The 14,648-nt window shown below is 51.0% G+C and carries 11 protein-coding genes; 9 read left to right on the plus strand and 2 right to left on the minus strand.

Annotated elements, in window-relative coordinates; translation table 11 throughout:
- The first annotated feature begins 41 nt into the window (after positions 1-41).
- Positions 42-3,689, plus strand: coding sequence for a VCBS repeat-containing protein (locus BN8_RS18830; protein WP_009283516.1), 3,648 nt, complete (start codon positions 42-44; stop codon positions 3,687-3,689).
- Positions 3,690-3,749: 60 nt separating this feature from the next.
- Here the strand turns inward: BN8_RS18830 and BN8_RS18835 are convergent, their stop codons facing one another.
- Complete coding sequence (locus BN8_RS18835; RefSeq protein ID WP_009283517.1) at positions 3,750-4,259, minus strand: DUF4494 domain-containing protein; 510 nt, start codon at positions 4,257-4,259, stop codon at positions 3,750-3,752.
- A 293-nt stretch (positions 4,260-4,552) separates the two neighbouring features.
- Here BN8_RS18835 and BN8_RS18840 point away from each other — a divergent pair, with 293 nt between their 5' ends.
- From BN8_RS18840 to tssD (BN8_RS18875), 7 genes are all read left to right on the plus strand, one after another.
- A complete protein-coding gene (locus BN8_RS18840; RefSeq protein WP_009283518.1) occupies positions 4,553-7,063 on the plus strand; it encodes an ATP-dependent Clp protease ATP-binding subunit in 2,511 nt (836 codons plus the stop codon).
- A gap of 998 nt (positions 7,064-8,061) precedes the next feature.
- The gene (locus BN8_RS18850; protein WP_009283519.1) at positions 8,062-8,514 is read left to right on the plus strand and encodes a type VI secretion system contractile sheath small subunit; all 453 of its coding nucleotides are present in this window, start codon (positions 8,062-8,064) and stop codon (positions 8,512-8,514) included.
- A 51-nt stretch (positions 8,515-8,565) separates the two neighbouring features.
- Positions 8,566-9,969, plus strand: a complete 1,404-nt coding sequence (locus tag BN8_RS18855; protein ID WP_009283520.1) for a hypothetical protein — start codon at positions 8,566-8,568, stop codon at positions 9,967-9,969.
- A 13-nt stretch (positions 9,970-9,982) separates the two neighbouring features.
- A complete protein-coding gene (gene tssD / locus BN8_RS18860) occupies positions 9,983-10,390 on the plus strand; it encodes a type VI secretion system tube protein TssD (protein WP_009283521.1) in 408 nt (135 codons plus the stop codon).
- Positions 10,391-10,428: 38 nt separating this feature from the next.
- Positions 10,429-10,851 (plus strand): type VI secretion system tube protein TssD, encoded by a 423-nt coding sequence (gene tssD, locus BN8_RS18865; protein ID WP_009283522.1) that lies wholly within the window; start codon positions 10,429-10,431, stop codon positions 10,849-10,851.
- Positions 10,852-10,875: 24 nt separating this feature from the next.
- Positions 10,876-12,663: a type VI secretion system Vgr family protein gene (locus BN8_RS18870; protein ID WP_009283523.1), complete on the plus strand. Its 1,788-nt coding sequence runs from the start codon at positions 10,876-10,878 to the stop codon at positions 12,661-12,663.
- A 52-nt stretch (positions 12,664-12,715) separates the two neighbouring features.
- On the plus strand, positions 12,716-13,141 hold the full coding sequence (gene tssD / locus BN8_RS18875; RefSeq protein WP_009283524.1) for a type VI secretion system tube protein TssD: 426 nt from the start codon (positions 12,716-12,718) through the stop codon (positions 13,139-13,141).
- A 45-nt stretch (positions 13,142-13,186) separates the two neighbouring features.
- On the opposite strand, the gene BN8_RS18880 is transcribed toward tssD (BN8_RS18875), so the two are convergent.
- Positions 13,187-14,080, minus strand: coding sequence for a TssN family type VI secretion system protein (locus BN8_RS18880; protein ID WP_009283525.1), 894 nt, complete (start codon positions 14,078-14,080; stop codon positions 13,187-13,189).
- A gap of 86 nt (positions 14,081-14,166) precedes the next feature.
- Here BN8_RS18880 and BN8_RS33815 point away from each other — a divergent pair, with 86 nt between their 5' ends.
- Positions 14,167-14,646: a PAAR domain-containing contractile injection system baseplate protein gene (locus BN8_RS33815; RefSeq protein ID WP_040006251.1), complete on the plus strand. Its 480-nt coding sequence runs from the start codon at positions 14,167-14,169 to the stop codon at positions 14,644-14,646.
- Positions 14,647-14,648 lie beyond the last annotated feature (2 nt).

The raw sequence follows: 14,648 nt of genomic DNA on the forward strand, positions 1-14,648 counted from the left end.
TCAATAAGTTGTATTTTAGCTTTTTCCTATGTTATAAAGTGATGTTTCGACGCTTTACCCTTCTTGTTTACATTGGTGTAACCGGCTGGTTAACTAACTCATGCCAGTTGCGCGACGCTACCCTGTTTACCCAGCTTCCTGCCGAGCAAACTGGTATTACTTTCGCCAATCGTATTGTTGACAGCGATACGATGAACATTCTGAATTTTGAGTATATCTACAATGGGGGCGGGACGGCTATCGGCGATTTTAATAACGATGGGCTGGCCGACGTGTTTTTTACCGGTAATCAGGTAGCAAACCGGCTATTTGTTAATAAAGGTGATTTACGATTCGACGATGTAACAAAGCAGGCCGGCATTGGTGGGGATGGCAGATGGTGTGCGGGCGTATCGCTCGTTGATATTAACAACGACGGACGGTTAGACATATACGTAAGTGCAACGGTAAGCAAAACAGCCCGCCAGCGCGAGAACCTGCTGTATGTTAATCAGGGCAGCCAACAGGGCGTGCCGGTATTTCGGGAGATGGCCCACGAGTACGGTATCGCCGATGATAGCCATTCGACCAACTCGGCGTTTCTGGATTATGACAACGACGGCGATCTGGACCTGTACGTGCTGACCAACACCATCGAAACCTACCCGAATGCGTACCGCGATAAAGTGAACGACGGTTCCTCCCATACCACCGACCGGCTGTATCGGAACGACTTCGACGCGAAACTCGGGCACCCGGTGTTTACCGATGTATCGAAACAGGCCGGTATTCTCCACGAGGGCTATGGTCTGGGCATTAATATCACCGACATTAATCACGATGGCTGGCGGGACATCTACGTCACGAATGATTACCTGACAGACGACTTACTATATATCAATAATCATGACGGTACGTTCTCGGAGCAGTCGGGCCGGTATTTTAAACACACCAGCAGTTCGGCCATGGGCAACGACATTGCCGACATTAATAACGATGGCCTGCCCGATGTCGTAGCGGTGGATATGCTGCCCCGCGACAACTATCGGAAGAAGATGCTCATCGGACCCAACAACTACCAGACTTACCTCAACAACGAGCAGTACGGGTACGGTTACCAGTACGTCCGGAATACGCTGCAACTGAATCAGGGCGTCAATTCGCAGACGAAACAGCCGGTGTTCAGTGAGATCAGCCTGCTGGCCGACGTAGCCGAAACCGACTGGAGCTGGGCACCCAACCTGGTCGATATGGATAACGACGGTTACCGCGATCTGCTCATTACCAACGGCTTTCCGAAGGACATTACCGACCGGGATTTCGTATCGTTCCGAGCGCAGAGTTCGTCGGTTTCGACGAAGGAATTTATGCTTCAACAGATTCCAGTCATCAAAATCAGCAACTACGCCTTTCGGAATAAGGGGGGCGACCTGACGTTTGACGACGTAACGAAAGAGTGGGGTATGGATGCACCTTCGTTTTCAAATGGGGCTGCCTACGGCGATCTGGACAACGACGGCGATCTTGACTACGTAGTCAACAACATCAACGATTCGGCCTTTGTGTACCGTAATAACCTGATCGACGAAAAGAGCGAACAGGGAAATTATCTCCGTATCAAATTCGCGGGTCCCGAACAAAACCGGATGGGTCTGGGGGCGACCGTTGACATCCGTTACAAAAAAGGCACAGACGCCCAGCGTCAGGTATATGAACACAGTCCTTACCGCGGCTATCTCTCAACGGTTGAACCGGTAGCTCATTTTGGCTTAGGCGACGTATCGGCAATAGACGAAGTGCGAATCGTATGGCCCGCCCATGGTACGCAGCCGGCTCGCCAGCAAACCTTCCGGAATGTGAAGGCCAATCAGGTGCTGATGGTTGATGTACGCAACGCCCGCGAAACCCCTACTCACGACCCGCAGCCCACCGCAACGCCGTTTACGGAAATGACGGACTCACTGTCGATCGCCTACAAGCACGAAGAACCTGAATACATTGACTTCAACGTTCAGAAACTGCTGCCCCACAAACTGTCGCAGTTCGGGCCGGCCGTATCCGTAGGCGATGTCAATGGCGACAAACTGGACGACATATTCGTTGGCGGTTCACGGTTTCGCAAAGGCGCCTTCTTCCTCCAGACCATTCAGGGAAAATTTGTGCAGAAAGACCTGCTGCCCGGCCCTGCCAACGCGCCATTTATCTCAGCGCCCAATGCTCAACCCGCTAACTCAGACAAGGCCGAAGAGGATATGGGGACGCTATTCTTCGATGCAGATCTGGATGGCGATCTGGACCTGTACATCGCCAGCGGCAGCATCGAGGGCAATGCCAATACGCCGGTATTTCAGGACCGACTGTACCTCAACGACGGTCGGGGTGGTTTTACGCTGGTGCAGTCGGCTTTGCCCGCCAACACAATCAGTAAGTCCTGCGTGAAAGCGACGGACTTTGACCGCGACGGTGATCTGGACTTGTTCGTAGGGGGGCGGGTAGAACCGGATCATTATCCAAAACCGGTATCCAGTTTCATTTTCCGGAACGACTCGAAACCGGGTCAGGCGAAGTTCACGGACGTAACGAAAGCCGTAGCGCCTGGCCTGGAAAACATCGGCCTGGTTTGCGACGCCCTCTGGACCGACTACGACAACGACGGCTGGCAGGATTTGATGCTGGCTGGGGAATTTATGCCGCTGACTATCTTAAAAAATAATGGTGGCAAACAATTCACTCATTCACTCATTCACTCATTCGCCAATGCTAAAGGCTGGTGGAGTTCGCTGGTAGCCGGTGATTTTGACCGGGATGGCGACATGGATTACATAGCTGGCAACCTTGGACTCAATGCCCGAATGCGGGCCAGTGATCGCGAACCCATCAGAATATACGCCGGCGACTTCGACAACAACGGATTCTACGACGCCATACCGACCATTTTCATCCCCGACGAGAACGGACAGCGCCGGGAATTCACGTTTCACGGCCGCGACGACCTGATCAAGCAGATGATTTCAATGCGCGCGCGTTTTCCGTACTACAAAGACTTTACGCAGGCCAGCATCGACAAACTGCTGAAACCCGAAGAACGTGAAAAAGCGCTGGTGCTGGAAGCCAATTATCTGCAGTCAGCCTACGTCGAGAATCGGGGCGATGGCACTTTTGCGCTACACCCGCTGCCTACTCAGGCCCAACTGGCACCTATCTTCGGTATGATTGCCGACGATGTCGATCACGATGGCAACCTGGATGTCGTGCTGGTGGGCAACGATTACAGCGGAGAGGTTCTGATGGGCCGCTACGACGCTCTGAACGGCTTATGGTTGAAAGGCAACGGGCAAGGGGACTTTATCCCGCAGTCCCTCGCAACCAGCGGCTTCTATGTGCCGGGCAATGCCAAAGGGCTGGCTCAACTGACCAATGCGCAGGGACAGTCGCTGTTGGTAGCTTCGCAAAACCGGGGGCGGCTCTGCATTTTCCGTGAGAATCAGCCCAATCACATCATTCGTCTGCAACCTACCGACGTAGCTGCTGAGCTTGTGTATGCGGACCAGAAAAAGCAGAAAGTAGAGTTCTACTACGGTCACTCGTTTCTATCGCAATCCGCACGCCAGCTTACGGTAGGACCGCAGGTAAAATCAGTGGAAATTATCGATTCACGGGGCCGTAAACGAGCTGTGCCGATTAACAGCAATGCGGTCGCCGGTCACTGAATCACCAACATCGTTTTCAAATCAATGAAAAAGCCCTGATGTCTGTCAGGGCTTTTTCTATTATTCAGTTGGGGCAGCCACCTCAGCCAGCGGCCGCAGGTTACGCTGTTCTTCTTCCGTGTATGGGAAAATATCCAGAATCTTCGTCAGGTTAACGTCCGTAATCTCGAATGGATCAAGAGCCGTGCGAAGCCCTTCCTCCACGCGGTCATAGGCCTGTTTAACAGTTTCGGCATTAACCAGCATCACGCTCGGCGACTTTTTTTCCTTTCCCGTTTTCAGGTCTTCGATTGTAAAGACGGCCTTTACTTTGTACCAGGTTTCGCCCCCATCTTCGATATGAAAGACATCAGCCAGTTTCATTCGGTTGATGTTAGTAATTTCAAAGTCGGGCGTATTAGCCGCGACGTTCTGATACAGCCGTGTTTCGGCATCCGTGTACGAAACGGCGTCGATCAGGTAAGCCTCCGTAACGGTCTTTTGTTTAATAAACTCTTCGTTCCGCGTCCCTACGTTCGAATCATCGATAGGTTGCTGGTAGCGAATTTTTCCGAGAAACCAGTTTGGCATTTTTTGCTTGATTTGTCTGGTAAAAGAACAAAAATATGGCGATAAACGTGCCTGTTTTTGAGTAATCAGGGCGCAGAAGTAACGATTTATTATGGATCACAGACCACTAGTCAAGGTAAGCAGTAGTCCCTGTATCCAATCAAATTTATACCATCGATAAACAGTCGAAAGAAGCGATAAGAAATCAGGTGCTGTTCACCAATTAACACTGCGAATAATTAAATTTTTTCTTTTTCTTTCCTGCTTTTCCATATATTTCAGACCAGTTCTATCCTGATCCACACCACGTTACTATGAATCTCGCCGAAGAGACGAAAGAGGCTATTCAAATAGCCCAGGCAATTGCCAAGGAACATCGCCACGAACACATCGCTCCTCCCCACCTGATGCTGGGTTTACTGCATAATGATGTTGGATTTGCCTCGTGGCTTGCCAACTTGGGGAAAGATATTTACTTCTTACGCGACTGGGCCGACTACCGGCTCGAAATGCTTCCCAAATCCAGTCAGCTAACCACTCAACCTTCGGGTGATTTAGGCGTTCAACAGACTATGAAGCTGGCTGAGCTGGTTGCCTTGCAGGTATCGGCTATGAATATTGAGCCGGTACACGTGATGGCCTCCCTGCTCAAAGCTGGCATTGCCTTCACGGCAGATCAACTTAAATCGCTTCCAATCACGCAGAAGGAATTACTTGATGCTGCCGTTGATAACCGTGCGGTTCTGGCGGCAGTTCAGCCACAACAACCCGGAACAAACGGACAGAATGGAGCCCCCGCCCCAACAGACAATGGTGAATCGGCTTTATATAGATTTTGTACCAATAAAACCGACCTAGCCCGCGAAGGTAAGTTTGACCGCATTATCGGCCGCGACCAGGAGCTTCGGCTGATGGTCGAAATTCTGGTTCGGCGCCTTAAACCCAATGTCATGCTCGTTGGTGAACCGGGCGTTGGTAAATCTGCCCTCATTGAGGGCTTTTCTCAGGCAATAATTGAAGGTGACGTTCCAGCTCCGCTTCAGAATTCACACTTATTTGAACTCGATTTAGGATCACTGGCAGCCGGTGCGTCGTACAAGGGAGAAGTCGAAGACCGCCTGAAAAAAGTGCTCAAGGAGATCAAGGCGTTTGACAAAGCAATCCTGTTTATCGACGAAATCCACGTATTGCTTAACCCCAACGGGCCGCTCGGCACTGGGGTGGCGCAGTTACTAAAGCCAGAACTCGCCCGGGGTGAACTGACCGTCATTGGCGCTACAACGCTGGATGAATTCCGCCAGTACGTCGAGAAGGACGAAGCGTTTAGCCGCCGATTCGAACTTCTGAACGTACCTGAGCCAGACATCACGACGGCCCGCCGGATGCTAATCAACCTACTGCCTTATTTTGAGCAGCACCATGAATTACGGGTCGAACCCGACGTAGCGGGCGAAGCTGTACGACTGGCCAGTCGATACGTTAAAGACCGTCGGCTCCCCGACGCAGCCGTTGATTTGGTAGACCGCACTATGGCCGCTATTCGAACGCTGGGCGAAACCGGCCACAGTAATTTGACCACCCTGCAACAGAATCTGGTGACCCTGAATGAACAGGTAGCGGAGCGGGATGAGGCCGAGCGGCTCGATGAATACCGCTGGCTACTACGCCAATTCCAGCAGAAAGTAAGCCCGATTCTTCAGCAGCAACTCGAAGACGATACCCCCCAGCCTGATACCATTGAAGTAGCGGATGCTTTGCGCGACTATCTGGATACGCGACTGACTCAACTACTCCCGGTGGCTCAGGTCAAACCGGAAATAGTGACCCGGCAACACATTGCCGCCATGATTTCGGCCAAAACCGGTATACCCCTCGGCAAACTGCAAAGTGCCGAACGCGAACGGCTGATGCAGATGGACGATATTTTACGGAAGCGAGTTGTCGGGCAGGACCATGCCATCAAATCGCTGTCGGCAGCTATTCTGGAGTCGCGGGCAGGGCTGACCGGTGGCAAGCAGCCAACGGGCGCGTTCTTCCTGCTGGGGCCAACTGGAACCGGAAAAACCGAACTGGCGAAGGCCCTGGCGGATTTCCTGTTTAACGACGAATCGTTCCTGATCCGCTTTGATATGTCGGAGTTTAAGGAAGAGCATTCGGCGGCTTTACTCTACGGCGCTCCTCCGGGTTACGTCGGCTACGAGCAGGGCGGTATGCTGGTGAATAAGATTCGCGAAAAGCCTTACTCCGTCGTTCTGTTCGACGAAATTGAAAAGGCTCACCCATCCGTATTTGACATCTTCCTGCAAATCCTGGACGAAGGCAAACTCCACGATCGGCTGGGTAAAGAGGGCGATTTCTCGAACGCCGTCGTACTTTTTACGTCCAACATTGGTAGTGAGTTTATTGTGCGTCAGTTTGGCGAAGGCAACATTCCGACCGCGAGTGACCTGATGGACATCATGGCCCGGCATTTCCGGCCCGAGTTTCTGGCGCGACTGACGGAAATTGTGCCATTTGCGCCGATAAGTGAACAAAATGCCGTCCGGATCTTTAACATCCACCTGCGCGGCCTGACTGACCTACTTACTAAACAGGGCATCACCCTTGAACTGACGGATGGGGTCCGTGAGCACCTGGCCCTCAATGGCTTCTCGCCCCGCTACGGTGCCCGCCCACTCAAAGGCGTCATCCGCGGGCAGCTCCGTCGGCCGATCTCGCAGATGATTATCTCGGGGGAACTGAGCAAAGATCAGACGCTCAGGGTAGATGTGGTGGAGGGGGAGTTGACGTGGGAGGTGGTTAGTAGTAACATTCAAGCATTCTAAGATTTATGGCTAAATCTAGCGGTCAATACACCGAGAGCGTATGTCCTGTTGTAACTCCGCAACACTTGTTCGCCTGTGGGGTCAGTCGTACTAATGCACAAATTTACGCCCCACTAATTAATTCGAGATTAGCTAGTTATGAGATAAATACTCGACTGAGGTTAGTTCATCTTTTGGCCCAATTAATTCATGAATCAAAAGGCCTCGTAGAAATTGAAGTGAAGACAAAAAAAATAAGATTAAGAAAATCAAAAAGTTTTATGGATTTGAAAGGACTAATGAAGATTTAGATTACAGGGCTGATACACTTCTTTTAAAACAACCTCAGAGAATTGATAGCCTCGCTACTGCCAAGAAGTACGAACACAACCCAGAAAAATGGGGTAACTATTTATACAAGGACCGCTTAGGCAACCATCTGCCAGGCGACGGATATTTTTTTCGGGGCAGAGGGTTAATTCAAACTACAGGTCGTTACAATTACACTCAACTTCAGAATAGCTTGCGAAAACTGTGCTTACAACACGATACAGAAACGGCATGCTTCGCCCGTTACAACTACGTTGAGCATCCAGAACAACTAGAACGACCAGAGGATGCTATCATTTCAGCTCTATGGTTTTGGAAGACTCATAATTTAAATACCTTAGCGGATAAAGATGATCTAAGAGGCATCACACTTATAGTCAACGGAGGACTTAATGGATTTAATGATCGTAAAGAGTCTCTGGCGACCTGTAAACGTGTATTCGGTGTTACGTTCACTGTGGCGCCTGTAATTAATAAGAAATCAAAGTAATAGAGGAGAATATCTTTAGACTCACTTATCAGTGGATTTATTGGTTTTTCTGGATCACAGACTTTTACAAACCTATTCATGAATCAGTAAGCACACTCACCGCTTACTAAACCTATGAACCTTTTTTTCGGTAATATTTGCAAAACCCAACAAGAGCCTTTATTATTGATTTTGAAAACGTTATCCACTCCATTAGATTATGAATCCTACCTTAAATATGCCCGGCGCCTGGGCAGCCTATAAAGATATTCCTCCCAGTCTCTCGCCCATCAGCCAGAACAAGACGCTGTACGTTGGTAAGTTCAACGACGAACTGCTGCAGGAACCGGACGCAATCGAAGGGCTCGAGTCGGTCAACGACGTTCTGGAGCATTATAAACCCGATGTGACGCTTTCTTTATTTGATCAGGAGGGTGCTCCCGTCGTTGAAACATTTGAGTTCCGTCGGATGGGTGACTTTTCGCAGGAGGGCTTAGTCGAACAAAGCCCTATCCTGCGCGAACTGTCGGAGCAGATGCGAAACCTCCAGAAGCTAGACCGACATCTCCGCTCAAATAAACTGTTGCAAACGGCCCTACAAAACCCGCAGGCCAAGGCCATCGTGCTGGACATGATTCAGCAGATGATCGATGAAATCGATCAGGCTTCTTAAGTACTAGCATTCCACAACAGAATCTGACCAAACCTTTACTGATCTTCTATCATGGCTGAGGCTGAAAAAAGCTCGTCGGCGGCTGCGCCCGTACGCGAACGCCAACCCTCTGTTGCTGTCCCCATTGAGCAGCACGTTACTCAATTGCAGCAAATGCGATTAGGCGGCTTCAAACTTCTCGAAACCAGTATTGACGGAAGCGAGATTTTTAGCCCCGAGCGCAAGGCTCGCAAAAGCATTTTTCTGACCGACGAATCGCGGAAGCAGGACCGTAAGCAACTGCGCGACCGGCTTCAGCTCTGGAAAGATATGCTGAGCAAAGAAGGTACTTCAGTGACGGAACTTGCAAAAGAAGTTGACGAGAAGTATCAGGCGACAGAGAAGCTTTATAAAGATAATCTCGCGGCCGTTGTCAGCGAAGTTCGTGAGCTGGAAAGTACCTACAAAGGCGTTGATCTGTTCTTCAAGAACGCGGAAACCAGTGGGCTTAAGATTCGAAACATTGTTTTCATGAATGCGGGTCTTGATCAACTGAATCCAGCCGACCCGACCAACGCTGAAACTATTGAGCATATCAAAAACGAGGTCCATAAAGTGTACAACCGCTTCGACCTCCGCGAAAGCTACTCGCTGATGGTCATTCCGGGGTATCTTGGCAGCAAGCGGACTGTCGACACCTGGGCTAAAATTGCTCATGACCATAAGCTCATGCTCGTAACCGACTATCAGAATCTGGATAGTTTGAAAGAAACCTTAAAAGAGTTTCAACGCGAAAAGCTCGCTGCCGACGAAGGCCGCTATGCCAACGTACTGATGGCTTGTAACCCGATTGTAGGCCGCGGTAAGTACGATGAACTCGAAGAATACGATGACTTATATGTCAACCCGTCGTCGGCCATAGCCGGTAAAATGTACATGAACCTGATCTCGCAGGTATCGGCCGGCTATCAGTACGGTTCGCTGGAAGACGTTGACGGTGCCCGGTTCGATCTGTTGAAAACGGAGGTTGGCGAACTGGAAAATCAGGGGCTTATTCCGCTTACCAAAGAATTCGGTAAGGTAATTGCCTTCTCGGGTAAGACCTTGTACAACGGTTCAAATATCGGCCTGAAAACCTACTCGGTGGTGCGCGTGTTCGACTGGATCATGAAAGTGCTGATGTGCTTCCTGAACAAACGGGCCATGGAGAACTGGAGCGGTAAAGTAGAGAAAGAAATTACGGAAGAGATTATCCAGTTCCTCGACCAGATTAAAGGACCAGGTAAAATTATCGAGCGTTTTGAGGCTCCGCAGTTCCGTCAGGACCCGATTCAGAAAGACCGGATTTTCGTCGACATCAACATTACGCCGTTCTTCCCGGCCAAAACGTTTGTGATTGGTTTGCACGGTGAGCGGGGCCGCGATGAAAGCACCGGTCGTCGGGGCGACTTTAAAGGGGACGTGTCTCAACGCTAATCCGTAGTCGTCCATGCCCTCGTTCAGCGCCAGTTTCAATCTTGACGGATTCTCAACGGCGGTTAACTACGTCTATTTTGACATCAATCAGGCAGTGGATTCGCTCGGCCGCCCCGCGTCGCTGACGCGGGGCGGTAAAATAACCGTCGAATTCAACGCAACAGCCAACAATACGGTGGCGGAATGGATGGCCAATCCGGATAAGAAGATGAACGGCAGTATCGTCTTCTACGAAATGGACATGCAGAACGTAGCCCTCAAAAAGCTGGAATTCACGAATGCCTATTGCGTGGAACTGCTCGAACGCTTTGACGGTACCACGAACAATGCCAATATGGTAACGATCATTACCATTTCACCGGAGAAGATCAAGGTTGGCGGCATCGAATTAAATAATCGCTGGCCTGAAACACCCGAATAGTACACACTATCCCACCAGGACTTTTAACGATCTACCTCATGGCAGCTTCGTTTGCGGCCGACTTTTACGTAGCTGGAAAAATTCCTCCGTACCGGGTATTGACCTGCGAATACCATCTGACGCAGCCAATCGACCCCAAAGGCCGTCCATCGGCAGGCGTACGTAGCGGACTGATTCGGGTCTCGCTGGTTGGGAATGACTACGCGACCCTCACCGACTGGGCCATTCGCCCGGACTTGGCATACAACGGCCGGATCATCTTCAAAGACCTGACCAGCCAGATCATGAAAGTGCTGACATTCGAACAGTGCTACTGCGTATCATACCGGGAAATCTTCACGCCCCACCATGGCATTGACTCGGCTTATACGTTTGACCTTGGCCTGACGGCTGCCAAGATGGAACTCAACGGTATGTTACACGATAACCAATGGCTCGACTGGCGTCGGGATGCTATATAACCTCACCGACAAACTCATAAAACAATGGCCCAGCAGGTTACGGTAAATGTCTCAGTCGGGGGTACAGCCATCAAGCATTTCACACACCTTCGCATCGATCAGTCGATGTTCACGCACCATACGTTCGAGATCGTCGTACCCATCGAAGACCTGGAAGGTAAGGGCGCTTTCTTTTTCCAGTCCGCTCACCAACGGCTTTGTGGTAAAGACATTACCATCTCGTTCAAGCCGTTTTTCAAGAACGTACCGCACGATTTTGAGTTTAAGGGAATCGTGACGGAACTGGTGCTGCACAACGACAGCGAGATGGTGAATTCATACATCATCAAAGGCCACAGCCCGACAATTCTGCTTGAAGACGGCGTACAGCGCCGGGCTTTTGTCCGGCAGACACTCGGGCAGATTTTTGGGGCCGTTCTGTTCGATTACCCACAAAATCTGCTGCCACGGAGTGTGAGTCCCAAAAACATGGACACGCTCGACTACAAAGCCCAGTATGATGAAAGTAATTTCGATTTCATGAGTCGGCTGGCCGCAGAATATGGCGAGTGGTTTTATTACAACGGTACGCAGTTGGTAATTGGCAAGCCCGACACCAAAACGCAGCCGTTTGTGGTGGATGGCGTTCAGCATTTCGATATGTCGATTGGGCTGAAACCAAACCGCTTCAGCATGACGCACTATAATTACGTCAAGCATGAGTCGTACGGCAGTGGCAGTCAGCCGGTTGGTCTTGGACAGTTCGGTTCATTTGCCTACAGCCAGTCGCAGAGCCTATTTGGCCGGGCATCGCAGTCGTTTCCGCTGAAAGACATTCAGGTGCAGGCCCAACTCGATACGGCCGTAGAAGCCCTTAACGCGACAAACGCGGCCGATCTGGTCAGGTTTCAGGGCTCCGGCGAAAACCCGAACCTGAGTGTGGGCGTCATGGTCAACGTAACGGGCCAGAAGCTGAATATTCTGAAGCAGTTCGAGCAGGTATCGGTTGGTAAATACCGCATTACGCATATCACACATACGGTCGATAACATCGGAAACTACGAAAACTTTTTCGAAGCCATTCCCGACGCGTCCGACTTCCCGCCCCGCAATCCGCACGCCCGGATGCCGGTGGCTCTACCCGAAATTGCGACCATCATCACCAACGAAGACCCGCTCCAGCTCGGCCGGGTGCGGGTCCAGTTTCACTGGCCGAATCAACTCCAGGGGAAATCGTCGTGGATACGGGTGGCGTTCCCCTACACCGGCAGCGACCGGGGAATGCTGTTTATTCCTGAGAAAGACGATCAGGTTTTAATCAGCTACGAGGCCAACCACGTCGATTTTCCGGTAGTAGTGGGTAGTCTGTACCACAAGACCCCATCAACGAACTACTGGTTTGACCAGAACTTACAGAAAATCATCCGCACGAAAGGTGGCAACAAGCTGGTCTTCAAGGACAAACCCGGTGAGCAGGAAATCTTTATAACCAACGCCAATAAGAAGGGCACCAATCTGCACATCTCATTCAAAGGCGACGGCACCATCACGCTGCATACAGAGGGGCTGATTCAGCTTCAGGCCAAAGACATCAAGATGACCGCTAAGGAAAACATCGAGATGAATGCCAAGAATATGAAGATCACCGTGCAGAAAGACATCAATGTTACCTCAACGAATACCGACGTATCATCAACCAGCGAGATTAAACAAAGTGCCCGTACCATTTCGGTGAAGGCGATACAACAAACAACCGTGCAGGCTACTCAGGTGGAGGTTAGTGGGAATGGTCTAGTGGATATTAAAGCCCCAATGGTCAAAATAAACTCGTAATCTAGTTCAATTTCACTATAACAATCAATTCCACAACCAAACACAATTTACTATGCCAGCTTCAGCTATTGCCGCGTACTTCACTGCTACGGGCGTACCCGAAACCGAAGTTCAGAAATGTTTCTACGAACTCCGCCGATCTGTTGACCAGAAAGGCCGTCCGTCGTCAATTACACAGGGTGGCATTATCACCGTAGAAATCGTATCGAGCGAAACCGATAACGCACTGGCCGAATGGATGGTCAACTCGTACAAGGAAGGTGACGGCGATATTAAGTTCCTCGACGATAAGAAGGGAACGCTCAAGACGGTACAGTTCAACAAAGCCCGGTGCATTGGCTACGCTGAGAGGTTCGACAAAACGCCCGACCCGTCCTACCCCGACCGTCCGTCGATGACGCTGACGCTGACCATCTCAGCGGAAAAGATCATGATCAGCGACGCCGAACACAACAACAACTGGGACGACAAGCGATAGGAATAGTACGATGGGGGAACTAATCTTTAGCTCCCCCATCGCTGCTTATTTCTTCACCGGCGGCAGTCGACGGGCGATGATCCGGACGCCGTTGAGCAGGTGATTTTCGCGGCAGGTTCGGTCGGGATCGACGTAGAGGTTTTTCTGGTACCAGGGACGCTGTACGTAGAAGTGCCACTCGAAGAACTCCTTCGGCGACGACCGAATCTCAATCCGGCGGCTGGGCTCATCTTCGTTGTGTTCGTCGAGTGAGAACTGAAAACCATCGCCAACGTTCATGGCATCCGGAATAAACGAGCGGATGTCGTAGGAGTTGCGCTCACCGTAACGGACATCGAGCACGAAGATGACGTTGGTAGTCCGTTTGAACTCAGCCTCGGTCAGGTAAGGCATCTGAAGCAGCGGGTTGTAGCGCCACTTCTTGAAGATTTTCGGCGGAATTCGATCATATGCTTCATAGGCCCACTGAATGAAATACGGTAGCGGGAAAATCAGTACTGTACTGACCAGCGGCCGAACATTGGCCCGGAACTCCTGATCGGCCAGCACCTGGAAGAGCCGGGGTGAAAACGACATCAGAAAGACAGCCATCCCGGCAATGACGCCCATGAACAGCGTCATAAGCGTACCCTGGAGGTAATTGTCCGGGCGAATCCAGGGCATGAAAGACCGCAGGCTGGTGACGTGCAGCATACCGAGCAGGAAAACGACGCCAAGAATAATACTGTACGTCCAGAAGCTGACGTCACTTTCGGCGGGCAGCACGGAATGAGCCAGCAGGTGACCCAGGTAACCGACCAGCGCGAACACCGCGAACGTGACCAGTACGTACAGAATGGTGTTGCGGACACTCTGGTTACGGAGGAGTTTACCACGGGCCTCACTAACGGCACTGCTGGTAATGGAACGAGCTTCGGACTCGAAATTAGGTCGGAGCATGGTGTGGAAAAGGTTGCTTGTGTATGCATCAAAAATAAGCGAGTTCGCCTACAAGTCAATTAGTTGTCTAAAATAATTCAAGCACGATGGGACAACCCGCAGCCCGCGTTGGCGACATGCACGTTTGCCCAATGTTCGACGGCCCAAAGCCACACGTTGGCGGGCCGGTTTTGCCGGCCGGAGTACCCACTGTATTAATCGGTGGCATGCCTGCCGCTACGGTTGGAACGCTCTGCACTTGTGCCAGTGCACCTGATGTAATTGTGCGCGGGTCGGCGACGGTACGCATTGGCGGAAGACCAGCAGCACGGCTGGGTGACAATACAGCGCATGGCGGAATGATAGTGATGGGATGTCCGACTGTGTTGATTGGCGATTTTGGCATGGCAGCGATTTCGATAGACTTTACCGTGGTTGGAAACGTTGCCGTCTCGAAGATGTATAGTGCTACGCAAACAGCCGATAGAAAAATCAAACACGCTGAAGCTGATGATAAGTCAGCAGCTCAGATTCAAACCGCTATTTCGGCTGCCCAGTCGGGAAGTCCATTTATGGAAAAGTGCTAGTT

The organism is Fibrisoma limi BUZ 3 (assembly GCF_000296815.2).
Taxonomy (GTDB): Bacteria; Bacteroidota; Bacteroidia; order Cytophagales; family Spirosomataceae; genus Fibrisoma; species Fibrisoma limi.